The sequence below is a fragment of the Delftia sp. DS1230 genome (assembly GCF_040112715.1).
GTDB lineage: Bacteria > Pseudomonadota > Gammaproteobacteria > Burkholderiales > Burkholderiaceae_C > Comamonas > Comamonas tsuruhatensis.
This window is the reverse complement of the sequence record NZ_CP157763.1, coordinates 413,314-437,857: the sequence shown is the minus strand read 5'-3', so window position 1 is coordinate 437,857 and position 24,544 is coordinate 413,314. Positions and strand designations below refer to the sequence as shown.

General features: G+C 67.8%; 25 protein-coding genes. 13 read left to right on the top strand and 12 right to left on the bottom strand.

Features of this window, described 5'->3' with window-relative positions:
- The first annotated feature begins 63 nt into the window (after positions 1-63).
- Both AAN986_RS01975 and AAN986_RS01970 read left to right on the top strand, forming a co-directional pair.
- Positions 64-816 carry an SDR family oxidoreductase gene (locus tag AAN986_RS01975; RefSeq protein WP_017405497.1) on the top strand — a complete coding sequence of 251 codons (753 nt, stop codon included), beginning with the start codon at positions 64-66 and terminating at the stop codon, positions 814-816.
- Positions 817-829: 13 nt separating this feature from the next.
- A complete protein-coding gene (locus AAN986_RS01970) occupies positions 830-1,477 on the top strand; it encodes a MarC family protein (RefSeq protein WP_016448531.1) in 648 nt (215 codons plus the stop codon).
- 43 nt (positions 1,478-1,520) lie between these two features.
- On the opposite strand, the gene AAN986_RS01965 is transcribed toward AAN986_RS01970, so the two are convergent.
- The 7 genes from AAN986_RS01965 to AAN986_RS01935 all read right to left on the bottom strand — a co-directional run bounded on the left by AAN986_RS01965 (position 1,521) and on the right by AAN986_RS01935 (position 7,519).
- Entirely contained in the window at positions 1,521-2,021 is a 501-nt protein-coding gene (locus tag AAN986_RS01965; protein ID WP_016448532.1) for a hemerythrin domain-containing protein, read from the bottom strand.
- Positions 2,022-2,267: 246 nt separating this feature from the next.
- Entirely contained in the window at positions 2,268-2,855 is a 588-nt protein-coding gene (locus AAN986_RS01960) for a hypothetical protein (protein WP_016448533.1), read from the bottom strand.
- Positions 2,856-2,999: 144 nt separating this feature from the next.
- Entirely contained in the window at positions 3,000-3,218 is a 219-nt protein-coding gene (locus AAN986_RS01955) for a CsbD family protein (RefSeq protein WP_012202308.1), read from the bottom strand.
- A gap of 523 nt (positions 3,219-3,741) precedes the next feature.
- A complete protein-coding gene (locus AAN986_RS01950) occupies positions 3,742-4,410 on the bottom strand; it encodes an ABC-type transport auxiliary lipoprotein family protein (protein WP_016453581.1) in 669 nt (222 codons plus the stop codon).
- A gap of 13 nt (positions 4,411-4,423) precedes the next feature.
- Positions 4,424-5,386 carry an MlaD family protein gene (locus AAN986_RS01945; RefSeq protein ID WP_016448535.1) on the bottom strand — a complete coding sequence of 321 codons (963 nt, stop codon included), beginning with the start codon at positions 5,384-5,386 and terminating at the stop codon, positions 4,424-4,426.
- Positions 5,387-5,585: 199 nt separating this feature from the next.
- The gene (locus AAN986_RS01940) at positions 5,586-6,389 is read right to left on the bottom strand and encodes an ATP-binding cassette domain-containing protein (RefSeq protein ID WP_016448536.1); all 804 of its coding nucleotides are present in this window, start codon (positions 6,387-6,389) and stop codon (positions 5,586-5,588) included.
- Entirely contained in the window at positions 6,389-7,519 is a 1,131-nt protein-coding gene (locus AAN986_RS01935) for an ABC transporter permease (RefSeq protein WP_016448537.1), read from the bottom strand. Before AAN986_RS01935 ends, AAN986_RS01940 begins: the two co-directional genes overlap by 1 nt.
- 326 nt (positions 7,520-7,845) lie before the next feature.
- On the opposite strand from AAN986_RS01935, the gene AAN986_RS01930 reads away from it, so the two are divergent.
- Entirely contained in the window at positions 7,846-9,573 is a 1,728-nt protein-coding gene (locus tag AAN986_RS01930; protein WP_047218821.1) for a GMC family oxidoreductase N-terminal domain-containing protein, read from the top strand.
- Here AAN986_RS01930 and AAN986_RS01925 read toward each other — a convergent pair.
- Positions 9,570-10,493, bottom strand: coding sequence for a LysR family transcriptional regulator (locus AAN986_RS01925; RefSeq protein WP_016448539.1), 924 nt, complete (start codon positions 10,491-10,493; stop codon positions 9,570-9,572). The genes AAN986_RS01930 and AAN986_RS01925 overlap by 4 nt on opposite strands.
- 99 nt (positions 10,494-10,592) lie before the next feature.
- Between AAN986_RS01925 and AAN986_RS01920 the strand changes: the two genes are divergently transcribed.
- The 7 genes from AAN986_RS01920 to AAN986_RS01890 all read left to right on the top strand — a co-directional run bounded on the left by AAN986_RS01920 (position 10,593) and on the right by AAN986_RS01890 (position 16,081).
- On the top strand, positions 10,593-11,621 hold the full coding sequence (locus AAN986_RS01920) for an NAD(P)-dependent alcohol dehydrogenase (RefSeq protein ID WP_241150397.1): 1,029 nt from the start codon (positions 10,593-10,595) through the stop codon (positions 11,619-11,621).
- Positions 11,622-11,918: 297 nt separating this feature from the next.
- Positions 11,919-12,677 (top strand): TSUP family transporter, encoded by a 759-nt coding sequence (locus AAN986_RS01915; protein WP_017404917.1) that lies wholly within the window; start codon positions 11,919-11,921, stop codon positions 12,675-12,677.
- 254 nt (positions 12,678-12,931) lie between these two features.
- Positions 12,932-13,702 carry an ABC transporter substrate-binding protein gene (locus AAN986_RS01910; RefSeq protein WP_016448542.1) on the top strand — a complete coding sequence of 257 codons (771 nt, stop codon included), beginning with the start codon at positions 12,932-12,934 and terminating at the stop codon, positions 13,700-13,702.
- A gap of 65 nt (positions 13,703-13,767) precedes the next feature.
- Positions 13,768-14,550, top strand: a complete 783-nt coding sequence (locus AAN986_RS01905) for an amino acid ABC transporter permease (protein WP_016448543.1) — start codon at positions 13,768-13,770, stop codon at positions 14,548-14,550.
- Positions 14,547-15,305: an amino acid ABC transporter ATP-binding protein gene (locus AAN986_RS01900; protein ID WP_016448544.1), complete on the top strand. Its 759-nt coding sequence runs from the start codon at positions 14,547-14,549 to the stop codon at positions 15,303-15,305. Before AAN986_RS01905 ends, AAN986_RS01900 begins: the two co-directional genes overlap by 4 nt.
- A gap of 111 nt (positions 15,306-15,416) precedes the next feature.
- Complete coding sequence (locus AAN986_RS01895; RefSeq protein WP_046240291.1) at positions 15,417-15,665, top strand: plasmid stabilization protein; 249 nt, start codon at positions 15,417-15,419, stop codon at positions 15,663-15,665.
- Positions 15,662-16,081, top strand: coding sequence for a type II toxin-antitoxin system VapC family toxin (locus AAN986_RS01890; RefSeq protein ID WP_046240292.1), 420 nt, complete (start codon positions 15,662-15,664; stop codon positions 16,079-16,081). The genes AAN986_RS01895 and AAN986_RS01890 overlap by 4 nt, the downstream gene beginning before the upstream one ends.
- A gap of 49 nt (positions 16,082-16,130) precedes the next feature.
- On the opposite strand, the gene mrdA is transcribed toward AAN986_RS01890, so the two are convergent.
- The 4 genes from mrdA to AAN986_RS01870 form a co-directional block, all read right to left on the bottom strand.
- Positions 16,131-18,176 carry a penicillin-binding protein 2 gene (gene mrdA, locus AAN986_RS01885; protein ID WP_046240293.1) on the bottom strand — a complete coding sequence of 682 codons (2,046 nt, stop codon included), beginning with the start codon at positions 18,174-18,176 and terminating at the stop codon, positions 16,131-16,133.
- A 13-nt stretch (positions 18,177-18,189) separates the two neighbouring features.
- The gene (mreD, locus tag AAN986_RS01880; RefSeq protein ID WP_016448548.1) at positions 18,190-18,708 is read right to left on the bottom strand and encodes a rod shape-determining protein MreD; all 519 of its coding nucleotides are present in this window, start codon (positions 18,706-18,708) and stop codon (positions 18,190-18,192) included.
- Positions 18,705-19,778, bottom strand: a complete 1,074-nt coding sequence (gene mreC / locus AAN986_RS01875; protein WP_043791091.1) for a rod shape-determining protein MreC — start codon at positions 19,776-19,778, stop codon at positions 18,705-18,707. The genes mreD and mreC overlap by 4 nt, the downstream gene beginning before the upstream one ends.
- Positions 19,779-19,961: 183 nt before the next feature.
- Complete coding sequence (locus AAN986_RS01870) at positions 19,962-21,005, bottom strand: rod shape-determining protein (protein WP_012202293.1); 1,044 nt, start codon at positions 21,003-21,005, stop codon at positions 19,962-19,964.
- A 212-nt stretch (positions 21,006-21,217) separates the two neighbouring features.
- Between AAN986_RS01870 and gatC the strand changes: the two genes are divergently transcribed.
- From gatC to gatB, 3 genes are all read left to right on the top strand, one after another.
- The gene (gene gatC, locus AAN986_RS01865; protein WP_016448550.1) at positions 21,218-21,517 is read left to right on the top strand and encodes an Asp-tRNA(Asn)/Glu-tRNA(Gln) amidotransferase subunit GatC; all 300 of its coding nucleotides are present in this window, start codon (positions 21,218-21,220) and stop codon (positions 21,515-21,517) included.
- A gap of 66 nt (positions 21,518-21,583) precedes the next feature.
- Positions 21,584-23,080 (top strand): Asp-tRNA(Asn)/Glu-tRNA(Gln) amidotransferase subunit GatA, encoded by a 1,497-nt coding sequence (gene gatA / locus AAN986_RS01860; RefSeq protein ID WP_016448551.1) that lies wholly within the window; start codon positions 21,584-21,586, stop codon positions 23,078-23,080.
- Positions 23,081-23,086: 6 nt separating this feature from the next.
- On the top strand, positions 23,087-24,532 hold the full coding sequence (gene gatB / locus AAN986_RS01855) for an Asp-tRNA(Asn)/Glu-tRNA(Gln) amidotransferase subunit GatB (protein WP_047218826.1): 1,446 nt from the start codon (positions 23,087-23,089) through the stop codon (positions 24,530-24,532).
- Positions 24,533-24,544: the final 12 nt, after the last annotated feature.

The following is a 24,544-nucleotide window of genomic DNA, read 5'->3' as shown; positions in this document are numbered from 1 at the left end:
CCCCGCAATGCTGTAATGGCGGCGGGCCGGCCCGTGCGGCAATTCTTTCACAGGAGACATTCGATGGAACGAAAAGTCGTGCTCATCACCGGCGGCAGCCGCGGCATAGGCGCCGCAACGGCACGCATGGCAGCGCACCGGGGCTGGGACGTGGTGATCAGCTACCAGCACCAGCGCGATGCGGCCGAGGCCGTGGTGGCCGACGTGCAACTGGCCGGCACCCGCGCGCTGGCCGTGCAGGCCGATGTGGGCGACGAAGCCGAGGTGCTGGCCCTGTTCGGTGCGGTGGATGCGCAGTTCGGCCGGCTGGATGCCCTGGTCAACAACGCCGGTGTGGTGGACCGCGCGCAGACCGTGGCCGAGATGAGCGTGCAGCGGCTGGAGCGCATGTTCCGCGTCAATACCATCGGCAGCTTCATCTGCGCGCGCGAGGCCGTGCGGCGCATGAGCACCCGCCACGGCGGACGGGGTGGCGCCATCGTGAACGTCTCCAGCATCGCTTCGCGGCTGGGCGCACCGGGCCAGTACGTGGACTATGCGGCCGCCAAGGGCGCGTTGGACGTGATGACGCTGGGCCTGTCCAAGGAAGTCGCCGCCCAGGGCATACGCGTGAACGCCGTGCGGCCCGGCTTGATAGAGACCGACATCCACGCCAGCGGCGGACAGCCCGACCGCGTCGAGCGCCTGGCGCCCAACGTGCCCATGCAGCGCGGCGGCAGGGCCGAGGAGGTGGCCGACGCCATCCTCTGGCTGATGTCCGACGGCTCGCACTACACCACGGGCAGCCTGGTCGATATCTCGGGCGGCAACCTCTAGCTCCAAGGCAACCATGGACCTCAAACCGCTGATCACTTTGGTGGCCATCATCAACCCGCTGGCCATCGTCCCCTTCTTCATCCACTACACCGAGGGATTCAGCGCCCAGCAGCGCCAGCAGACCATTCGCACGGCGGCGCTGGCCTCGTTCTGCGTGATCGCGGCCTGCGCCATCATCGGGCTGCAGGTGCTGGACTTCTTCAACATCTCGCTGCAGAGCTTCCAGGTGGGCGGCGGCCTGCTGCTGCTGATCAGCGCGATGAACATGCTCAACGCCCGCCCGGCCGAGGAACGGCCCAACGCGCCCACGCTGGCGGCAGGCGCGGAAAAGGCCGCCATGGGCAACAGCATTGCCGTGGTGCCGCTGACGATTCCGCTGCTGACAGGGCCGGCCTCCATGTCCACCGTGGTGATCTATGCCGACCAGGCACGCACCATCTGGCAGCACCTGGCGCTGGTGGGCTATGGCGTGGTGGTGGCCCTGGTAGTGATGGTCTGCTTTTCGCTGGCCGACCCGATTGCGCGCGTGCTGGGCAAGACCGGCATCAACGTGATGACGCGCCTCATGGGCCTGATCCTCGCGGCCCTGGCCGTGGAGGTGATGGCGGGCGGGCTGGTGAAGATCTTCCCCATCCTGGCATCGCCCGCGATCGTGCCCTGAGCGGGCTGGCTGACTGGTGGCCTTACTGCCGGCGCAGATCGGTTCAGGCCGGCACGGCCCGCGCGCGGTCGGCGCTGCCGTCGCAGGCACCGCCGCAGCCCGTGATGGGCTGCTCGGGCAAGGCCTCAGGGTGCGCCAGGGAGCCCGTGGCGGGATCGAAGCCCGCGCTGCGCAGATGCAGGGCCAGCGCCGCATCCATGGTCTGCGCATGGTGCACGAACCAGGCCGCCAGCTCGCCCGCCATGCTGCGGATCACGGCCAGATCCCCCGCTGCCGCCTTGGCCGCCCCCTCGCGCATCACCTGCAGCACCACCTTGTGCTGCAGGCTGTGGCAGTTGGTGCTGGTGAACCGCGTGGACTGCATCCAGCGGTCTTCCTGGTCGAAGTGCACTTGCGTATGCGCGATCAACTCATCCCAGCGCACGCACAGCTGCGCATCATCGGCCGCCTCCACCTCGGCCAGCAGCAGCACGAACTCCTGGTGCACCTCGTCCATGGCCGGCAATTCCAATGCCAGCGCTCCGCTCCATTCCAGCACGGCCATATGCTTCTCCTGCCTTCATCATGAAAGACTGCAGCTTAGGAACAGCACCGCCCAACCCGTTTGACCCACATCAGCCAACCCGAAAACAGCAAAGCCCCGCGAGCGGGGCTTGGTCAAGGCGGATAAAACTGGCGCGCCCCAACATCAGGGACGCCAAGCAAGAGCCGCCTCGCGGCGAGGGCGTCGTACCCCTCCCCCGCGAAGCGGGTAGAGAGGGGGAAGCGGCGTCAGCCGCTCAGGGGGAGCTTACTGTCCATATTTACGCTTGGCATCCGCCACGCAGGCATCCTTGGCGTCACCGCTCATGGTGTCGCAACGGGCCTTGGCAGCCTTGTAGTCGGCTTCGCGGGTTTCCTCGGCAGCGTCCTTGCGGGTCTCGGCCACGTTAGCGGCCTTGGCGGCAGAGTTGGCGGCAGGTTCGGCCTGGGCCTTGTTCACCTTGGCGGCTTCGACGGCACGCACATGGGCAGCCTTGGCATCCTTCACGCAGACGTCCTTGGCGTCGCCCTTGAGGTCATCGCACTTTTCCTTGGCGATGTCGTAGTCCGCATCAGCCTTGGCCTTGAGTGCCTTTTCGCTGTTCTTGGGCGAAGGATTGCGGCGCGATTCCAGTTCAGCCTTGGCGACGTTTTCCTGGCCCTTGGCCTGCTTCTCGCAGACGTCCTTGGCGTTGTCCTTGAGCGGCTTGCACTGTTCCTTGGCAGCCTTGTAGTCGGCCTCGATCTGGTTCTTGGCGGCCGTGTGCTCGGCATTGGTCATGGCCATGGCGCCGGAGGCCATCAGGCCCAGGGCGACGGCGGACAGCATGTGGCGAAAGCGTTGCGGTGTTTGCATGATGGAACTCCTTGTATTTGTACTGAACCGGCCCTTGGTGCCTGCGGCGGCGGGCCATTGGTGCGTGCCCTCAGGCACGCTGGCTGTCGGGGAGCGGGTGGTGGCGCCGGCCAGGGCATCCGCCACCCGCGGGGTCCACCCTCGTCAGTCTTCGAAGCGGAAGTCGGGGTTGCGCTTTTGCCAGTCGGTCAGCTGCTTTTCGGCAGCGTCGCGGGCCAGGCCCTGGCGCTCCTGCAGCTTGCCCAGGAATTGCTCGCGCTTGCCGGCGATCACGTCCAGATCGTCATCGGTGAGCTTGCCCCATTGCTCACGGATCTTGCCGGTGAATTGCTTCCAGTTGCCCTTGATGCGGTCTTCATTCATGGCTTGTTCCTTTCAGTGATGTTGAAGTCGTGCCGTGCAATCAGGCCTTGTTTTTTCAAAGCCGCGATCTGCATCAGCGACGGTTTCACTGTAAAAAACCTGCGCGCCGCGCGCCGTAGTCTGGACCTAGTGTTGACGGTCGTCCCAGGGGCAGCCGAGACGGTGGGATCGGGACTACAGCCCCTGACGGACGCGCGGGAAGCGCTGGGTCAGGCGCGGCCCGCCCCTGCCCTGAGTACCCAGCCTTTTCCCCGTATGTCCGCACCTGCGCCGTGGCGGTTGCGGGGTTGCAAGCCTGCCGAAGGACAGGCTTGCTTCGTGATCTGACCTTTCTTGGCGAATCAAGAAAAGGGCAGTCGGCTGCCGGGCCGAGACCCGGCCTCGAAAAGCAACCATCCGGCAGGGGCAGAAAAAGTCCACTTGCTTGCAGAGCCAGTTGCCGAAAACAAAAAACGGCCAGCGGATGCAATGCACCCACCAGCCGTTCTCAAGAGAATGGATGGGCTGGAAATCCAGCAGCAGCTCAGTGCCCCTGCTGCCCCAGCCACGCATCGATCTGCGCAATGGCCGCATCCGTGGCCTTGGCCAGGGCCTGGGCGCCGCCCGCCGCATCGCCCGAAGCTGCAGGACTGCGCACCTCGAACACCTTCTGTCCGAGCAGGCGGTCCACGGCACCGCTTTGCTCGACCAGGGTGGCGCGCAGGCGCACCACGCCGGCACTGGAGCCGGGCGCGTCAAAGACCTGGCTGAACTCTTCGATGTCCACGCGCAGCAGCGTGGGCACGGCGCCTTGCAGGCGCGGCTGGGCCACGCTTTCGCTGCTGGCCAGCACGGGGCGCTGCAGGCCCAGCTGGCTGCGCAGGCGCTGCTGCAGCAGCAGTGCAGGAGGCTGGCTCCAGCGCGCCAGCTGGTAGGGGCGCAGTTCCTGGCCGTTGGCATAGGCCAGGCGGTAGAACATGGCCGTGCTGCCGTCGGACAGGGCGGGGGCCTCCACATCGGCCAGCGCCAGCGGCGTGCGTGCCTGCGGGGCTGCGGATGTGGCGGACTGCGCGGGCGTGGACAGCGGCGCCAGGCCGAAGTCATAGCGCGCGGGCTGGGCGGGGGGCTGCGGCAGGGCCGAGCAGCCGGCCAGCAGGATCAGGGCGGCGGCCAGTCCAGCGCTGGCCACGGCGGTCTTGCGAGATGGGGACATGCGGGTTCCTCGGTCAGGGCTGGGTGGCTGCAGACGGGGCGACGAAGCCGGGCTCGCCCGGCCCCGGACGGGCCTGGCCCGGCCCGTAGATCACGGCCTGCGGGTTGTCGCTGAAGCGGCTGGCCGCCGTGCCCATCTGGCGCGCGGCGCGCGAGACATCATCGGCCGCTCGGTTGGCGTGCGGCACCGTGCTGCGGCCCAGCGAATCGGCCATGCGGGTCAGTGCGCGCGTGCTCTGGGCGATCTGCTCCAGCGGCCCGTCCTGCGCGTTCACGCGGCGCACGGTCTGCTGCAGCTCGGACGCCACGGCGGCGGCTCCGTTGCTGGCCTTCTCCAGCGACTGCAGGGTGTTGTGGGCGTCGGCGGCGAGCTGCGGCACCTGGGTGGACAGCGTGCGGTCCAGGTTCTGCGTGAGCTGCTGCACGCCTGCGGCAGCGGCCGCAATGTTCTCCAGCGCCTGGCTCACGCGCTTTTGGTTGTCGGTGTCCAGCATGTCGCTGAGGCGGCGCGAGATTTCATCGGCGCGCTCCAGCAGCACCTGCCCCTGGTCGGCCAGCATGCTCAACGGCGAAGAGCGCAGCGGCAGGCGCGGCAGGCCGCTGGGGCCCGGGGGCAGTTGGGGCTGGGGCTGGTCCGCATCATCGAGCTGCACATGGGCCAGGCCCGTGACGCCCTGGTAGCCCAGCACGGCGAACGTGGTGGGCGTGATGGGCGTGTTCACACCGATGGCGATGCGGATCAGCACATTGCCATTGGTCTGCGGATCGAACCCGATCCGCGTGACCTTGCCCACGGCCACGCCCTTGTAGCGCACGGCCGCCTGGGCCTGCAGGCCGCTGATGCCATCCTTGGTGGACAGCTCGTACTCGTTGTACTGCCGCGTATCGCGCGTCAGCCAGATCGCCAGCCCCGCCAGCAGGGCCGCCACGACCAGCACGAAAATGCCGGCCGCCATGGCATGTGATTTGTTTTCCATATCAATGGTCCATAACGTTAGCCCAGCAAACAAGGCATGGGGCCGCGGCCCCCAGACAATTCACAACTCAGGGCGAGGCCTTCAAAACCGGCGTGCCCGAAGGCGAGGGACACCGGGCAAGGGCCGCCCCGCCGCGAGGGTGTCGTCCCCCCCCGCAAAGCGAGAGGGGGGAAGGCGCGAAGCGACTCAGGGGGGCTTCTCATACCGTGCTCATCGCGCGCCTGCCGCGCTCGCCCTGGAAGAAATGCTCGATGAACGGATGCTTGAACTCGGCCACCTCGCGCGGCGGGCCGCTGACCAGCACCTTCTTCTCGGCCAGCACGGCCACGCGCGAGGACAGTGCGAACAGCGTGTCCAGATCGTGCGTGACCATGATGACGGTCAGGCCCAGCTCGGCACGCAGCTCGCGCAGCAGTTCGCAGAATTCGTCGGAGCTGGTGGGGTCCAGGCCGGCCGTGGGCTCGTCGAGCAGCAGCAGGGGCGGGTCCATGATCAGCGCCCGCGCCAGCGCCACGCGCTTGATCATGCCGCCCGAGAGATCGGCCGGCATGCGCGAGGCATGCTCGGGCTTGAGGCCCACCATCTGCAGCTTGACCAGGGCCGCGTCGCGCACCAGTTCGTCGGGCAGCGTGCCCTGCTCGCGCAGCGCGAAGGCCACGTTGTCCAGCACGCTGAAGGCCGAGTACAGCGCCCCGTGCTGGAACAGCATGCCCACGCGGCTGGCAGCGCCCTCGCGGCCCATTTCGCTGGCCGGGCGGCCCAGCACTTCGACACGGCCCTTGGTGGGCTCCAGCAGCCCCAGCATCTGGCGCAGCAGCACGGTCTTGCCCGTGCCCGAGCCGCCGACGATGGACAGCATCTCGCCGCGCTGCACATCCAGGTCCAGGTCCTGGTGCACGGCAAAGGCGTTCTCGCCTTCGCCGAACACGCTCCACAGCCCGGCGATGCGCACGATGGGCTCGTCGGCTGCGGGCGTGGAGGAGGTTTCGGTGTCCATGGCCATCAGATTCCGACATCTTTGAAAAGGATTGCGAAGATCGCATCCACCACGATGACCATGGTGATGGCCGACACCACCGAGGCCGTCGTGCCCTTGCCCAGGCTCTGCGTATTGGGCTCCACGCGCAGGCCCCAGTGGCAGCCGATCAGGGCGATGAGGGCGCCGAAGACCACGGACTTGCCCATGGCGATCCAGAGGTTGCCGATCTTCACGGCGGCAGGCAGCGCCTCGGCAAAGTAGGCGCCCGTGACGCCCATGGTCAGGTCGGCGGCCAGCATGCCGCCGGCCAGCGCGGCCAGCGTGGTCCACAGCGAGACCAGCGGCATGGCAATGGCCAGCGCCAGCGCACGCGGCAGCACCAGGCGAAAGCCGTGCGGTATGCCCATGACCTGCATGGCGTCCAGCTCTTCGGTGACGCGCATCACGCCGATCTGGGCGGTGATGGCCGAGCCCGTGCGGCCCGCCACCAAGATGGCCGCCAGCAGCGGGCCCAGCTCGCGGATCAGCGAGATGCCCAGGATGTTGACGATGAAGGATTCCGCCCCGAACTGGCGCAGCTGCAGCGCCATCAGGTAGGCCAGCACCACGCCGATCAGAAAGCCCACCAGGGCCGTGATGGGCAGGGCCGTGGCGCCCATGGAGTAGAGGTGGCCGGAAATGTCGCGCCAGGGCCCCCGGTGCGGGGCACGCGCAAAGCGCACCAGGTCGATCAGCAACTGGCCGATGAGCCGCGTCAGCTGTGCGAAATGGCCACAGGCGTTGATGACCAGGCAGCCCAGGCTGTCGATGTGCTCCAGCAGGCTCAGGCGCGGGGCCGGCGGTGCAGGCTCCTTGGAAAAACGGGCCACGCGGTCGAGCATGGCGCGCTGCGCGTCGCTGGCCGCCAGGCGCGCGGGCAGGCGACGGCCCCAGTGGTTCCACAGCAGTTGCGCGCCCACGTGGTCCAGCCAGTCCAGCCCTTGCAGGTTCCAGCCCAGGTCATCGCCCTTGGCGTCGGCCAGCTGTGCACGCAGCCTGCGCCATTGCGCCCGCCGGCCCAGCTCGGCCGCGCCCCAGGAGCCGGTCAGCAACGCCCATTGGCCGTCGTTGTCACGGCGCAGGCTGCATTGGGGGGGATTGTTGAGGGCAGACAAGTGCAGGAAGTCCTTGGGGGTTGCGAAGGCGAGGCCGAGGCGCGTGGGCAGGCACGGTGACACGCCCGCCAAGACCGCAGGATAACCGAGCGGCGCGGCCCGCAGATTGCCCCGCAACGCCGTGTGCGCGACGGCTTTGCCCTACGCGTGCAATTTTTATCAAAAAACCAGCGGGACCGCCATCGCTGCTGCATGCGCTGCTGCGAAAAAAGGAGTCCAGCGCGCTTTCCCTCTCGACAGTGCGCATGCCGTCCGCACAATGGGCCGAAGCACCAACCCCGGCTCCCAAGGACGTTCCGGCCCGCAGCGGACGCCCGCCCATCTCCATGAGCAATACCACCTTCGACTACATCGTCATCGGCGCCGGCACGGCAGGCGCCCTCCTGGCCAACAGGCTCTCGCGCGACGGCCGCAGCCGCGTGCTGCTGATCGAGGCGGGCGCCAAGGACGACTACCACTGGATCCACATCCCCGTGGGCTACCTGTACTGCATCGGCAATCCGCGCACCGACTGGCTGTACCAGACCGAACCCGACGAAGGGCTCAACGGCCGCAGCCTGCGCTATCCGCGCGGCAAGACGCTGGGCGGCTGCTCCAGCATCAACGGCATGATCTACATGCGCGGCCAGGCCCGCGACTACGACGGCTGGGCCGAGCTGACCGGCGACGACGCCTGGCGCTGGGACCAGGTGCTGCCGGCCTTTCGCCAGCATGAAAGCCATTGGCGGCTGGACGCCGGGGGCAACGCCGATTCGCGCTTTCGCGCCCTGCACGGCGGCACGGGCACAGGCGGCAGCGGCGAATGGCGCGTGGAGCGGCAGCGCCTGCGCTGGGACATCCTGGACGCCTTTGCCGAAGCCGCCCAGCAGGCCGGCATTCCGGCCACCGAGGACTTCAACGGCGGCAGCAACGAGGGGGTGGGCTACTTCGAGGTCAACCAAAAGGGCGGCCTGCGCTGGAACACCGCCAAGGCCTTCCTGCGGCCCACCTGCTATGGCCGCCCCAACTTCGAGCTGTGGACCCATGCCCAGGTCAGCCGGCTGCTGTTCGAGCCGTTGCCCGCCGGCGGCCTGCGCTGCAGCGGCGCCCAGGTCTGGACCGGCTCGGAAATGGTCGATGTGCAGGCCAGCCAGGAGGTCCTGCTGTGCGCGGGCGCCGTCAACTCCCCGCAGATCCTGCAGCTGTCGGGCATAGGCCCGGGGGCGCTGCTGCAAGGCCACGGCATCGCCGTGCGCCACGACCTGCCCGGCGTGGGCGAGAACCTGCAGGACCATCTGCAGATCCGCTCGGTCTACAAGATCAAGGGGGCGCGCACGCTCAACACCATGGCCAATTCGCTGTGGGGCAAGGCCGGCATCGGCCTGGAGTACCTGCTGCGCCGCAGCGGCCCCATGAGCATGGCGCCCTCGCAGCTGGGCGCCTTCACGCGCAGCAGCCCGCAGCAGGCGCACCCCAATATCCAGTACCACGTGCAGCCGCTGTCGCTGGACGCCTTCGGCGAGCCGCTGCACGGTTTTCCAGCCTTCACGGCCAGCGTCTGCAACCTCAACCCCACCAGCCGGGGCACGGTACGCATCCGCAGCGGGGACTTCCGCCAGGCGCCTGCCATTGCGCCGCACTACCTGTCCACGCCCGAGGACCGGCAGGTGGCCGCCGACAGCCTGCGCGTGACGCGGCGCATCGTCAGCCAGAGCGCGCTGGCGCGCTTTGCCCCCGAGGAATGGAAGCCCGGCGTGCAATACCAGAGCGACGAGGACCTGGCCCGCCTGGCCGGCGACATTGCCACCACCATCTTCCACCCCGTGGGAACCACGCGAATGGGCCGTGCCGACGACCCCATGGCCGTGCTCGACAGCCGCCTGCGCGTGCGCGGCGTACAGGGCCTGCGCGTGATCGATGCAGGCGCCATGCCGCGCATCACCAGCGGCAACACCAACAGCCCGACGCTGATGATGGCGGAGAAGGCCGCCGGCTGGATTCTTGCGGACAGGCAGGGCCGGGGCCAGGAGCCGGCACGGCAGAGCACGGAACCGGCCGTTGCGCTGGCCGCCTAGGACTGCTCCTGCAGCAGCGGCGGAATCGCCGCCAGCAGCGCATCGATGGTCACGCGCAGCCGGTAGGGCAGAAAGCGCGTGCGCGGCCACAGCACATGCAGGGGAATGCGCGCGGCCGGCACGTCGGGCAGCAGGCGCACCAGCGCCCCGCTGTCCAGCGCACTGCGCACCCGCCACAGCGGCATGTGGGCCAGGCCCGCGCCCTGCAGCGTGGCCGTGGCGATGGTTTCTATGTCGTCAAAGCCCAGCGCCGGTTCCAGCACGGGCGCGGCCAGCGATCCATCCTCACCGGCCAGCCCCCAGGGGGCGGCGCGGCCGCTGCGCATATAGGCAATACAGCGATGCCCGGCCAGGTCGGCCACGCTGCGCGGCGCGCCATGGACCTGCAGATAGGCGGGTGATGCGCACAGCACCATGGTTTGCATGCCAAGGCGCCGCGCAACCAGCCAGTCGCTGTCAGACAGTTCCCCGCTGCGTATGGCCAGGTCGATGCCGTCATCGGCGAAGTCCAGCTGGCGGTCGGTGAAGCTGGCCTCGATGCGCAGGCGCGGATGCAGCTGCGCCAGCTCCAGCAGCAAGGGAGCCACGTGGTGGCGGCCGAAGACCACGGGTGCGCTGATGCGCAGCCGGCCCACCACTTCCCGCCGCCCGGCTTCCAGCATGTGCCGGGCGGCATCCAGGTCCTCCAGCGCCTGCGCGCAGCGCTCGTAGAACATCTGGCCGTCCTCGGTCAGCCCCAGGCTGCGCGTGGTGCGCACGAACAGCCGCGCGCCCAGGCGCTCTTCCAGCCGCGCCACGGCCTTGCCAACAGCCGAGCGCGTAAGGCCCAGGCGCTCGGCCGCCTGGGCGAAGCTGCCAGCCTCGGCCGAGGCGACGAAAGCGCTGACGCCTGCCAGCCTGTCATTTGCAATTGGTTCCATAAATTCTACAAACCATAGCCTCAATTGAATCAATGCAATTATGGAGGAATCAATAGACTGAAGTCCTGTTTGATATCTGCCTCGAAAGGACCGCCTTCCATGACCGTGCCTGCGTCTTCCCCATTCATGCAGCAATGGCAACTGCCCGCCCTGGGCCATGAAAACCTGCAGCTGGTGCAAGTTCCCATTCCCGAGCCCGGGCAGGGCCAGGTACTGGTGCGCGTGCATGCGGCATCGCTGAACTACCGCGATCTGCTGGTCCTGCGCGACGGCATGGGCATGGGGCCGGCCCTGCCCCTGGTGCCCGGCTCGGACATGGCTGGCGAGGTGGTCGCCATCGGCCCGGGCGTCGCGGAGTTCGCGGTTGGCGACGCCGTGATCAGCACCTTCTTCTGCGGCTGGCAGGACGGCGTGCAGCCGCGCACCAGCCTGCCGCTGGGCTCGCCCGGGCCGGGCATGCTGTCGGAATACGTGGTGCTGGGCGAAGACAACCTGGTCGCCGCGCCCCGTCAGCTGGACTTTGCGCAGGCCAGCACCCTGACGTGCGCGGGCGCAACCGCCTGGTTCGCGCTGGCCGAGTCCGCGCCCACGCGGCCCGGGGACACCGTGGTCATCATGGGCACGGGCGGCGTGGCGCTGTTCGCCATGCAGATCGCCCATGCCCAGGGTGCGCGCGTGGTGGTGGTTTCGGGCAGCGACGACAAGCTGGCGCGGGCTGCGCAGCTGGGTGCAGACCACGGCATCCACCGCCACCGCACGCCGGACTGGGCCGCCGAGGTGCGCGCCCTCACGGGAGGACGCGGCGCCGACCATGTGCTGGAACTGGCCGGGGGGGATAACTTCGGCCGCTCGCTATCGGCCCTGGCACAGGGAGGCCGCGTGTCGGTGATCGGCAATCTGCAGGGCGACGAGCTGCGCGGCTCGGTCTATCCGCTGCTGCTGGGGCGCGCCACCGTTCAGGGCATCGGCGTGGCACACCGGCGTGCGCTGCAGGATCTGGTGCGTGCCGTGGACTGGCTGAAGCTGCAACCTGTGATCGACAGCGAATACGCGCTGGCCGATCTGCCGGCAGCCCTGGAGCATCTGGAGCGGGGTGCTTTCGGCAAGCTGGTGCTGCGCATGCGCTGAACGTCCGGCAACCGGCAATCGTCGTCCCAGCCCCTTGCTGGTGCAATCCCGCACTTTCGCGGCAACTGCGGGAAATCCCCGATGCACCACCCAGGTGCGGCCATTAAAGTCCATCCACTCTCGCGGTACCACAGTGCTGCACAAGAGGGGCCGAGGAGACAACTCGTACACAACCAGATCAACATTCATAAATAGCATCCCAAGATGCATTTCCCAGAGCGCCGGCAAGTCCGGCGCTTTTTTTATGCCTGCGGCCAGCCTGATGCGGCACCGTGGCGGTGCGACAATCGCCGCCCTATGGAATGGATCATCGTCTCGCTGGCCTCGATGCTGGCCGGCTTCGTGGACGCCATCGTGGGCGGCGGAGGCCTCATCCTGCTGCCCGCGCTGTTCGCCACCTTCCCCACCGCACCACCGGCCACCCTGCTGGGCACCAACAAGAGCGCCTCCGTCTGGGGCACGGCCATGTCCACCTGGCAGTACGGCCGCAAGGTGCAATTGCCCTGGCGCGCGATGATGCCGGCCGCCTGCGTGGGCATGGCGGGCTCCTTTGCGGGGGCCTGGGCCGTCACGCAGATCTCCCCCGACTTCCTGCGCCAGTTGCTGCCGCTGGTGCTGCTGGGCGTGCTGGTCTATACGCTGGTGCGCAAGGACATGGGCCGCAACCACACGCCGCGCTATTCGGGCCGCGCCGAGACGCTGATCGCCTGCGCCATCGGCCTGGCCATCGGCTTCTACGACGGGTTCTTCGGCCCCGGCACGGGCAGCTTCTTCGTGTTCCTGTTCGTGCGGCTGATGGGCTATGACTTCCTGAACGCATCGGCCTCGGCCAAGCTGCTGAACATGGCCACCAACCTGGCGGCGCTGGCGCTGTTCACGCTCAAGGGCCATATCTGGTGGCACCTGGCCGTCCCCATGGCAGTGGCCAATGTGCTGGGCGCCATGCTGGGCACGCACATGGCCCTGCGCCATGGAACGGGCTTCGTGCGGGGCATCTTCATCGGCGTGGTGAGCCTGCTGATCCTCAAGACCGGCTACGACGCCTTCATCGCCTGAGCACGCAGGCCAGCGGCATCCACAACACCTGCCATCGGCATCGGCGACGGCAACCTTCTATAATTGCCGACTTTTCGCCTTGAGCTGCGGTGGCAGGTGCATGTCGCACCCCTGCCAGCGGCTGCACCCGACCCGCCGCGCAGCCACGCAATCGGCCCCGCCGTCCATGGCCATGCACCGATCCGTGCGTTGGCGCTTTCCCCATCTTGCGGCGCCGGGGTCAGGTCCTGAGCGACAGCCCTCCTGGAGCTTCCATGAAACGCATTACCGTCATCGCCGCCGCCGCGCTGGCCCTGTGGACCGCCGCAGGCGTTCAGGCCCGCCCCTTCGACGCCATCCAGAAGGAAGGCACGTTGCGCCTGGCCACCGAAGGCTATTACGCGCCCTTTGCCCATTTCGAGGGCAAGCAGCTGACCGGGTTCGAGGTCGAGCTGGCACAGATGCTGGCCGGCAAGATGGGCGTGAAGTACGAGTGGAAGACCATCAGCTTCGACGCCCTGCTGACCGGCCTGCAGCAGGACCGCTGGGATCTGGTGATTTCCTCGCACGGCATCACGCCCGAGCGCGAGAAGGCCGTGACCTTCACCCAGCCCCACTACTGCTCGGGCGGCATCGTGATGTCGCTGGACCCGGCCATCCGTTCGGCCAAGGACCTGGCGGGCAAGACGGTGTCGGTGCAGACCGGCTCCACCTATCTGCAGTACATGGAGAAGAACGTGACCGGCATCAAGCGCCTGGTCAACTTCCCCACGAACGAGGCCGCGCGCAATGCGCTGCTGTCCAAGCGGGTGGACGCCTGGGTGACCGAGCGCTTCATTGCCAAGGAACTGCAGCAGAAGAACCCCAATGCCCAGCTCAAGCAGGGCGAGATGCTGCTGGTCGAGCGCATCGCCGCCGCCGTGGCCAAGGACAACAAGTCGCTGGCCGACGCCTGGAACAAGGCCTTCAAGGAAGCCCTGGCCGACGGCAGCTACGCCAAGCTGTCGCAGAAATATTTCCACGAAGACATCCGCTGCCCTGACTGAGGCCCCGGGCAGATCTGCCCGACCGGCGCCCACTTGCAGGGCGCCTTTTTGTTTCTAGCCCACCTATGCTTACCGTCCTCTGGCCCGCCCACTGGAGCCGCTCGCAGCGCAGCAACGCCACCCTGGTCACGGCCCTGCTGCTGATGGTGCTCGTGGTTTCGCTGCTGGGGCAGTTGCTGTCCCTGCTGCCCGAGCCCATAGGCTCCAATGCCGACACCTTCGCCGATGGCGCGCGCACCACGCTGTACCTGACGCTGGCCAGCGGCGCCGCCGGCCTGGTGCTGGGCATCGCCGCCGCGCTGGCGCGCACCTCGCGCACGGCCGCCCTGCGCTGGGCTGCAGGCTTTTACGTCTGGGCGATCCGCGGCACGCCGCTGCTGGTGCAGATCCTGTTCATCTACTTCGCGCTGCCGGTGCTGATCCCGGGCCTGAACCTGCCTGACTTCGCCGCCGCCTGCATTGCGCTGGCGCTGAACGTGGGCGCCTACAACGCCGAAGCCGTGCGTGCCGGCCTGCAGGCCGTGCCGCGCGGCCAGGCCGAGGCCGCACGCGCGCTGGGCCTGCCGCGCAGCCGCGTCTTCATGGACGTGGTGTTCCCGCAGGCCTTCAAGATCTCGCTGCCGCCGCTGGTGAGCAACTTCGTGGCCCTGCTCAAGGATTCGTCGCTGGCGTACGCCATCGGCGTGGTGGAGCTGACCAATGTGGGCAACCGCATCCAGTCGGCCACCTTCCAGCCCGTGGAGACCCTGGTCACCGTGGGCGTGACCTACCTGGTGCTGACCACGCTGGTGACCCAGGTCACGGCTGCCGTGGAGTACCGCTTCGACGTGGAGGGCCGCCACAAATGAGCGCCGACAAGCTGGCACGGGGCATGCCCTACATCGTGGCCGACAAGGTCACCAAGTCCTTCGGCAGCCACCAGGTGCTCAAGGGCGTTTCCACGCAGTTCTGCACGGGCGAAGTGACGGTGATCATCGGCGCCTCGGGCTCGGGCAAGTCCACGCTGCTGCGCGCCATCAACCGGCTGGAGCCGCATGATGGCGGGCGCATCACCATCGACGGCGTCGAAGTCACCGACAACGAAGCCACGCTGCAAAAGCAGCGCTGCGAAGTGGGCATGGTGTTCCAGCAGTTCAACCTGTTCGGCCACATGACGGTGCTGGACAACGTGACCCTGGCGCCGCGCCGCATCCACAAAACGCCGCGCGCCCAGGCCAATGCCAAGGCCATGGCCCTGCTGGAGCGCGTGGGCATGCAGGCCCACGCCCACAAGTACCCCTGGCAGCTGTCGGGCGGCCAGCAGCAGCGCGTGGCCATTGCCCGTGCCCTGGCCATGGAGCCGCAGGTGATGCTGTTCGACGAGCCCACCAGCGCGCTGGACCCGGAGATGGTGCAGGAGGTGCTGGACGTGATGCGCGAGCTGGCACGCGGCGGCATGACCATGATCGTGGTCACCCACGAAATGGGCTTCGCCCGCGAGGTCGCCGACCGCGTGATGTTCTTCGACCAGGGCTGCATCGCCCACGAGGCGCCACCGGCCGAATTCTTCGGCAACCCGGCCAGCGAGCGGATCGCGGCGTTCATCGGGCGCATGGGGCATTGAGGCCGAAGCCCTGATTCGTCGCCTTGCGTGCCCTCATGCGCAGGGGGCATGCCGTTGTCGCCTTGCGTGTCCATGACTACCATGCGTCATTGACCCGAAAGGAGCCTGGCCATGACTACCATGACGATCCACGATCTGGATGAAGACCTGCAGGCCCGGCTGCGTCTGCAGGCGGACCTGCACGGCCACTCCATGGAAGAAGAGGCCCTCAACATCTTGCGCGCGGCACTCGCAGCCAATGCGGCGGAGGGGCATTCACTGTTCGACTCCATCCGGGCCCGGGTCGAGCCCCTGGGCGGCGTTGAACTGGTGCTTGCGCAGCGCGAGCCCATTCGCAATCCGCTGGGTGCCAGCCGGTGATCATTCTCGACACCAACGTCCTGTCCGAGGCTCTGCGCCCCGATCCCGACAGGCGCGCCATGGAATGGCTGGCCAGCCAGCCCCGCTCCAGTTTGCTCACCACAGCCATCACGCGCGGCGAATTGCTGTACGGCGTCCTGCTGTTGCCGCAGGGACAGCGCAAGCATGAGTTGCTGGCTGCAGTGCAGGCCATCTTGGACATCGATATGGCAGGCCGCGTCCTGGAGTTCGACAACGGTGCCGCTGACGCTTATGCGCAAATCGCTGCGGCCCGAAGGCAGTCCGGCAGACCCATCAGCCAGTTCGACGCCATGATTGCGGCCATCGCCCGCTCAAGGGGAGCCAGCCTTGCCACCCGCAATGTGCGGGACTTTGCGGACTGCGGGGTCATGGTCATCGATCCCTGGCAGCGCTGAATCTGCCGCGCAGGGCTCAGACCCGCTTGCAGCGGCACACAAGCGTGCCTCAATCCTCCAGCTCGGCAGCCGAAGGCGGCGGCAGCACCGCCGGGCGGCCTGCGGGCACGGGGACCGGCGCCTCGGGCGGCTCATAGCGCGGCAGGCCGGGCAGGTTCACGGTTTCCGCATCCAGCGTGATTTCGGAGACGCGGCGCGGGGTGCCTATGGGCACGCCGGCCTGGCCCTTGCGCATGGCGGCCATGTCTTCCAGGCTGGGGTAGCGGCCCAGCAGCCAGTAGTCGAACACGCGGCGCGCCAGCGGTGCGGCGGCAGCGGCACCGAAGCCGGCGTTCTCCACGATGGCAGCGACGGCAATGGTGGGGTTGTCGGCCGGCGCGTAGGCGATGTACAGCGAGTGGTCGCGCTGGAACTCGGACAGGCGTGCCGCGTTGTACTTCTCGTTCTGGCGCACGCCCACGGCCTGGGCCGTGCCGGTCTTGCCGGTGGAGGTGTAGGGCGCGTTGCCGAAGATGCCGCGCGAGGTGCCCTCCACCGTCACGGCGGCCACGGCGGCGCGCACGGCCTCCACGTTCTCGGGCTTGTAGCCCATGCTGGTGCCTGGATCCTTGTTGATGGCCGAGAACTGCTGCGTGACGGCATCGACACGGCCCACGGCCAGGTGGGGGCGGTGCTTGACGCCCTTGGCCGCCAGCGTGGACATGGCATTGGCCAGCTGCAGGATGGTGAAGTTGTTGTAGCCCTGGCCGATGCCCAGCGAGATGGTCTCGCCCGCGTACCACTTCTTCTGCTCGGGCCGCTTGTAGGTGTTGCGCTTCCACTCGGTGCTGGGCAGCACGCCGCGCGCCTCGCCGCGCACATCGATGCCGGTGAGCTGGCCGAAGCCCAGCGGCTTCATGTAGTCGTGGATCATGTCCACGCCCATGTCGTTGGCCAGCATGTAGTAGTACACGTTGGACGACTTGATGATGGAGCGGCGCAGGTTGGTCGGCCCGTTGGGGTGGCCCGAGCGGAAGGTGTGGCCGCCGAAGGTCCAGCTGCCGTTGTCCATGATGGTGGTGTCGGGGCGGCGCTTGCCCGACTCCAGCGCGGCAATCGCCATGAAGGGCTTGTAGGTGGAGCCCGGCGGATAGGTGCCCCGCAGCGCGCGGTTGAGCAGCGGGCGGTTGATGGATTCGTTGAGCGTGGTCCAGCTCTCCTGGTCGATGCCATCGACGAAGAGGTTCAGGTCGAAGGTGGGACGGCTGACCATGGCCAGCACTTCGCCGCTGCGCGGATCGATGGCCACCAGGGCGCCGCGGCGGTCGCCGTACAGCTCCTCCACCATGCGCTGCAGCTTGATGTCCAGCGACAGCACCAGGCTGTCTCCGGGCGTGGCGGGGCGGCTGCCGAGCTTGCGCACGGCATGTCCGCCGGCCGAGGTTTCCATTTCCTCCCAGCCGGTCTGGCCGTGGAGGTCGGTTTCGTAGCTCTGCTCCACGCCCAGCTTGCCGATGACGTCGGTGCCACGGTAGTTGGCGGCGTCGTCGGAGTCTTCCAGCGCCTCTTTCTCGCGCTGGTTGATGCGGCCTATGTAGCCGATGACATGGCTGGCCGTGTCCTGCATGGGATAGGTGCGGAACAGCCGCGCCTTGATGTCCACGCCCGGGAAGCGGTAGCGCTGCGCGGCAAAGCGCGCGACCTCGTCATCGGTCAGGCGCGTGCGGATGGGCAGGGAGTCGAAGCTGCGGGAGTCGTCCACCAGGCGCTTGAACTTGCGCCGGTCGCGCGGCGTGATCTCGACGATCTCGGCCAGGCTGTCGATGGTCTCTTCAAGGTTGCCCGCGCGCGAGGGCATGATCTCCAGCGTGTAGGCCGAGTAGTTGGTGGCCAGCACCACGCCGTTGCGGTCCAGGATCTGGCCCCGGTTGGGCACGATGGGCACCACGGCCGTGCGGTTGCTTTCGGCGCGCTCGGACAGCTCCTCATGGCGCTGCACCTGCAGCACCAGCAAGCGCGCCACCACCAGCCCGAAGGCCAGCAGCACCACCACGCTCATCACCCATGCGCGCAACCTGAATCGCTGCAGCTCGGCTTCTGTATTGCGGATTTCCATCACGCGTCAAGCCTCACAGGGGACGGTTCTCGTCACTGTCCGGCGGGCGGCGCTGAGGCGCCAGCAGCAGGCCGCTGACCAGGGGCCACAGCAGGGCCTCGATCAAAGGCGCGACGACCACCAGCGGGCCGGGCATGATGCCACCGGCCACCATGCGCAGCAGCACCTGCAGGCCGTGCACCACGGCAAACAGCGGCAGCAGGTGCAGCGCCTGCACGGGCGTGGAGAACCACGACAGGCGCCGGCCCATGGCGCCGGCCGCGAACACCAGCAGCGCATAGGCCAGCGCATGCTGGCCCAGCAGGGAGGAGCGGTCCACGTCCATGCACAGGCCCAGCAGGAAGGCCACGCCCATGCCCACGCGCTGGGGCTGGTTCAATGCCCAGAAGGCCAGCAGCACCATGAGCAGGTCGGGTTGCCAGGCCTGGCGGCCCAGCGGCAGCATGTTGAGTGCCAGCGCCGCCAGCAGGCTGACGACGATGAACAGGGGGTTGACCGGCAGCAGCAGCTGCTGGCCGCGCGGCATGATCATGCGGGCTCCTTCCTGGCGGAGGCGGGTGCGGCGGGAGCAGCGGGTGCTGCAGGCGTGGCCGGCGCATCTGTCTTGCCGGCCTTGCCACCGTCCTTGGAGGCTTCCTTGCCCTTGCCATCCTTGGGCTTGTCTTTTTCCTTGCCCTTGTCTTTTTCCTTGCCCTTGCCGGCGCGCAGGGGTTCAGCAGCGCCTTCCGCCTCGGGATGCGTGGCGCGGTCCAGCGGCTTGAGCACCACCACGTGGCGCACGCCCTGCACGCGGCCCACGGGTTCGCAGTAGATGCGGGAGAAGGCCGAGTCCGCGCGGCGCTCCACCGAGACCACCTTGGCCACGGGCAGGCCCGGCGGGTACAGGCCGTCGACGCCGCTGGTGGTCAGCAGGTCGCCTTCCTGCACATCGGCATTGCTGGGCATGAAGCGCAGCTCGATGCCGCCGGTGCGCAGCGGCGACGGGTCGCCATAGGCCACGCTGCGTGCACCGGTGCGCGGGTTGAAGACGGGAATGGCCTGGTCGCGGTCGATGAGCAGGGTGACCTCGGAACGCAGCGGATACACGCGCGTGACCTGGCCGACCACGCCCTTTTCATCGAGCACGGGCGAGCCCTGGGCGATGCCGTCCACCTGGCCTCGGTCAATGACCACACGGCGGGTATAGAGGTCGGGGCTGTCGTAGACCACTTCGGCCGCCGTGCCGGGCGTGGTCAGGCGGTCGCGCAGCTGCAGCAGCTCGCGCAGATGGTCGTTTTCCTGGATCAGTTCGTCGGCCAGCGAGGCACGCTGGGCCATGGCCACCAGTTCCTTGCGCGCGCCCTGCTCCCGGGCCTGGGCCTCGTCCAGCGAGCCCAGGTAGCGGCTGGCGTCGTGCACGGCCTCCACCGGCTTGAGCATCACCCACTGCACGGGGTACAGCACGGTGGACACGGCCACGCGCACGGGGTCGGTGATCCTGAAACGCGCGTCGGCCACCATCAGAAACAGCGCCAATGCGCTGTAGATGGCCAGTTGGGAGACGCGCGAGGGCCGCCGCTTGAACAGCGAGGGCGCCGAGTGGTCCAGGGTGTTGGGATTCATGCGCCCCTCCCGCGCGGCAGGGCCTGCCCTGCCGCACTTGCTGCGGCCTGGAAAGCACGGGCCGGGCCCGGTGCGAAGGAAGGCAGGGCAAGCATGCAGGTCACCACGGAAGGGAGAAGAAAAACGTTGCAGTCGGTCGGCTGCCGCCCGGGCCCGCGACAACGGGCCCCGGCCTGCGCCGCGTCAGTCGCTGGTGAAGATGCTGCCCTGGCGGTCCATGGTCTCCAGCGCCATGCCGCAGCCGCGCACCACACAGGTCAGCGGCTCCTCGGCCACGAGCACGGGCAGGCCCGTCTCTTCAGCCAGCAGGCGGTCCAGGTCGCGCAGCAGCGCGCCGCCGCCGGTCAGCATCATGCCGCGCTCGGCAATGTCGGCGCCCAGCTCGGGCGGGGTCTGCTCCAGCGCGTTCTTGACGGCGCTGACGATCTGGTTGAGCGGGTCGGTCAGGGCTTCGAGCACCTCGTTGGACGAGATGGTGAAGCTGCGCGGCACGCCTTCGGAGAGGTTGCGGCCCTTGACTTCCATCTCCTTGACTTCGGAGCCGGGGAAGGCCGAGCCGATGTTCTTCTTGATGGATTCGGCCGTGGGCTCGCCGATCAGCATGCCGTAGTTGCGGCGGATGTAGCTGATGATGGCTTCGTCGAACTTGTCGCCGCCCACGCGCACGGAGCCCTTGTAGACCATGCCGCCCAGCGAGATCACGCCGACTTCGGTGGTACCGCCACCGATGTCCACCACCATGGAGCCCGAGGCCTCGGACACCGGCAGGCCGGCACCGATGCCGGCGGCCATGGGTTCCTCGATCAGGTAGACGGAGGTGGCGCCTGCCGCCTCGGCCGCGTCCTTGATGGCGCGGCGCTCGACCTGGGTGGAGCCGCAGGGCACGCAGATGATGATGCGCGGGCTGGGCGTGAGCACCGAGCGCGGATGCACCATCTTGATGAACTGCTTGATCATCTGCTCGGTGATGACGAAGTCGGCAATCACGCCATCCTTCATCGGGCGGATGGCCTCGATATTGCCGGGCACCTTGCCCAGCATGGCCTTGGCTTCACGGCCCACCGCCTGGATCACCTTCTTGCCATGCGGGCCGCCTTCGTGGCGGATGGCGACAACGGAGGGTTCGTCCAGAACAATGCCCTTGTCGCGGGCGAAAATCAGGGTGTTGGCTGTGCCAAGATCAATGGCAAGGTCGGTGGAGAAATACCGACGGAAAGCTCCGAACATTACGAGAGTCCTCTCAGGCACGGCATGCTCGTCGGCCTGCCATCGCCGGGATGAAAGTTAGGGAGTCTGGATGGGGTTGGCTTTTCGCACAATGACCAGCTCGGAGAGGGTCTTGCGGCAAAGCCGAGATAATACCGTATCCCCTGTGAATAACTTGTACTGCCGGGGCTTGAAATGCGGGTTTACATCCCGTTGCCCCCTTCAAAATTCCTATGGCACTGAACGCACAAGACATCGCACGCATCGCGAACCTCGCACGGCTCGAGCTCTCTTCCGCAGAGAGTGAGCGCATGCTAGGCCAGCTCAATGATTTTTTCGGCATCGTGGAGAAGATGCAGGCTGTGGATACTTCGGGCGTCAGCCCGCTGTCACATCCGGTCGCCGCCATCCAGGACATTGCCCTGCGCCTGCGCGAGGACATTGCCAGCGAGCCCGACCAGCGCGACGCCAATCAGCGCAGCGCCCCGGCCGTCGAGCGCGGCCTGTTCCTGGTCCCCAAGGTGATCGAGTGAGCGCCGGGCGTCGCTCGCCCTGCTTCCTGTCCCCTGGCATCCGTCCCCGTTTTCCGCATCCCATACATGACCCAGCAAACCACTGATCTGCACACGCTCGGCGTGTCGGCCCTGTCGGCCCTGCTGCGCGAGCGCAAGCTCGGCGCCGTCGAAGCCGCCCAGCATTTCCTGGCCCGCGCCCAGGCGCACCAGAACCTGGGCGCCTTCGTCAGCATCGACGAAGAGGCCACCCTGGCCCAGGCCCGCGCTGCCGACGCCCTTATTGCCCAAGGCAAGGGCGGTCGCCTGGCTGGCGTGCCCATTGCGCACAAGGACATCTTCGTCACGCGCGACTTCCCGACCACAGCCTCCAGCAAGATGCTGGCCGGCTATCGCTCGCCCTTCGACGCCACCGTGGTCACCCGCCTGGCCGAGGCCGGCGCCGTGACGCTGGGCAAGCTCAACTGCGACGAATTCGCCATGGGCTCGGCCAACGAGAACTCGGCCGTCGCGCCCGTGGGCTTCGACGCACCCGCGCCCGTGCGCAATCCCTGGAACCTGGACCGCGTGCCCGGCGGCTCCTCGGGCGGCTCGGCCGTGGCCGTGGCCGCCGGCCTGGCGCCCGCCGTCACCGGCACCGACACGGGCGGCTCCATCCGCCAGCCCGCATCGTTTTGCGGCATCACGGGCATCAAGCCCACCTATGGCCGCGCCAGCCGCTACGGCATGATCGCCTTCGCCTCCAGCCTGGACCAGGCCGGTCCCATGGGCAAGAGCGCCGAGGACTGCGCCCTGCTGCTGTCCGAGATGTGCGGCCCCGACCTGGACCGCGACTCCACCAGCCTGGACGTGCCCGCCGAGGACTTCACGGCCCGCCTGAACGACGGCATCGAAGGCCTGCGCATCGGCATCCCCGCCGAGTTCTTCGGCGAAGGCCTGTCGGCCGACGTGCGCGCCGCCGTGGATGGCGCGCTCAAGGAATACGAGAAGCTGGGCGCCCGCCTGGTGCCTATCTCGCTGCCGCGCACCGAGCTGTCGATTCCCGTGTACTACATCCTGGCCCCGGCCGAGGCATCGTCCAACCTCTCGCGCTTCGACGGCGTGAAGTTCGGCCACCGCGCCAAGGACTACACGGACCTGGTGGACATGTACAAGAAGACCCGCGCCGAAGGCTTCGGCGACGAGGTCAAGCGCCGCATCATGATCGGCGCCTACGTGCTGTCCGAGGGCTACTACGACGCCTACTACCTGCAGGCGCAGAAGATCCGCCGCATGATCGCCGACGACTTCCAGGCCGCCTTCCAGCAGTGCGACGTGATCGCCGGCCCCGCCGCGCCCACCGTGGCCTGGCAGCTGGGCGGAAAGAGCGACCCGCTGGCCAACTACCTGGCCGATATCTTCACGCTGCCCGCATCGCTGGCCGGCCTGCCCGGCATGAGCGTGCCCGCAGGCTTTGGCGAGGCCGGCATGCCCGTGGGCCTGCAGCTGATCGGCAACTACTTCAAGGAAGGCCAGTTGCTCAACGCCGCCCACCGCTTCCAGCAGGCCACCGATTTCCACCTTCAAGCTCCGAAGGGCATCTGAGACCCCATGACCGCGAAACTCATCCAGGGCTATGAAGTCGTCATCGGCTTCGAGACCCACGCCCAGCTGGCCACCCAGTCCAAGATCTTCAGCCGCGCCAGCACCGCCTTCGGCGCCGAGCCCAACACCCAGGCCTGCGCCGTGGACATGGCGCTGCCCGGCACGCTGCCGGTGATGAACAAAAAGGCCGTCGAGTGCGCCATCCGCCTCGGCCTGGCGCTGGGCTCGCACATTGCGCCGCGCAGCATCTTCGCGCGCAAGAACTACTTCTACCCCGACCTGCCCAAGGGCTACCAGATCTCGCAGTTCGAGATTCCCGTGGTCCAGGGCGGCGAGGTGTCCTTCTTCCTCGGCGACGAGAAGAAGACCATCCGCCTGGTGCGCGCCCACCTGGAGGAAGACGCCGGCAAGTCGCTGCACGAGGACTTCATCGGCCAGTCGGGCATCGATCTGAACCGCGCCGGCACGCCGCTGCTGGAGATCGTGACCGAGCCCGACATCCGCAGCACGGAAGAAGCCGTGGCCTACGCCAAGACGCTGCACCAGATCGTGACCTGGATCGGCATCTGCGACGGCAACATGCAGGAAGGGAGCTTTCGCTGCGACGCCAACGTCTCCGTGCGCAAGCCCGGCCAGCCGCTGGGCACGCGCCGCGAGATCAAGAACCTCAACAGCTTCAAGAACATGCAGCTGGCCATCGACTACGAGATCCGCTGGCAGATCGAGGAAATCGAGGACGGCCGCCGCATCCAGCAGGCCACCGTGCTGTTCGACCCCGACACGGGCGAGACGCGCTCCATGCGCACCAAGGAAGACGCGGCCGACTACCGCTACTTCCCCGACCCCGACCTGCCGCCGCTGGTGGTCGCGCCCGAGTGGGTGGAACAGGTCAGGGCCGACATGCCCGAGCTGCCGCGCGCCATGGCCGCGCGCTTTGTCGAGCAATACGGCCTGCCCGAGTACGACGCCACCACGCTGACGCAAAGCCAGGCCATGGCCGCCTACTTCGAGGACACGGCCCGGGCCTGCAATGCGCCCAAGCTGGCCAGCAACTGGATCATGGGCGAGATCTCGCGCCGCCTGAACACCGAGGAAATCGGCATGGAGGCCGCCAAGGTCTCCAGCGCCCAGCTGGCCGCGCTGATCGCGCGCATCGGCGACGGCACCATCTCCAACAACGCCGCCAAGCAGGTGTTCGAGGCGCTGTGGACAGGTGAGGGCCAGGACGTGGACGCCATCATCGAGGCCAAGGGCCTCAAGCAGATGAACGACACGGGCGCGCTGGAGAAGATCATCGACGAGGTGATCGCCGCCAATCCGGCCAACGTGGAGCAGTACCGCGCAGGCAAGGACAAGGCCTTCAACGCCCTGGTCGGCCAGGTCATGAAGGCTTCCAAGGGCAAGGCCAACCCGGCGCAGGTCAACGAGCTGCTCAAGGCCAAGCTGGTCTGACCACACGCCCGG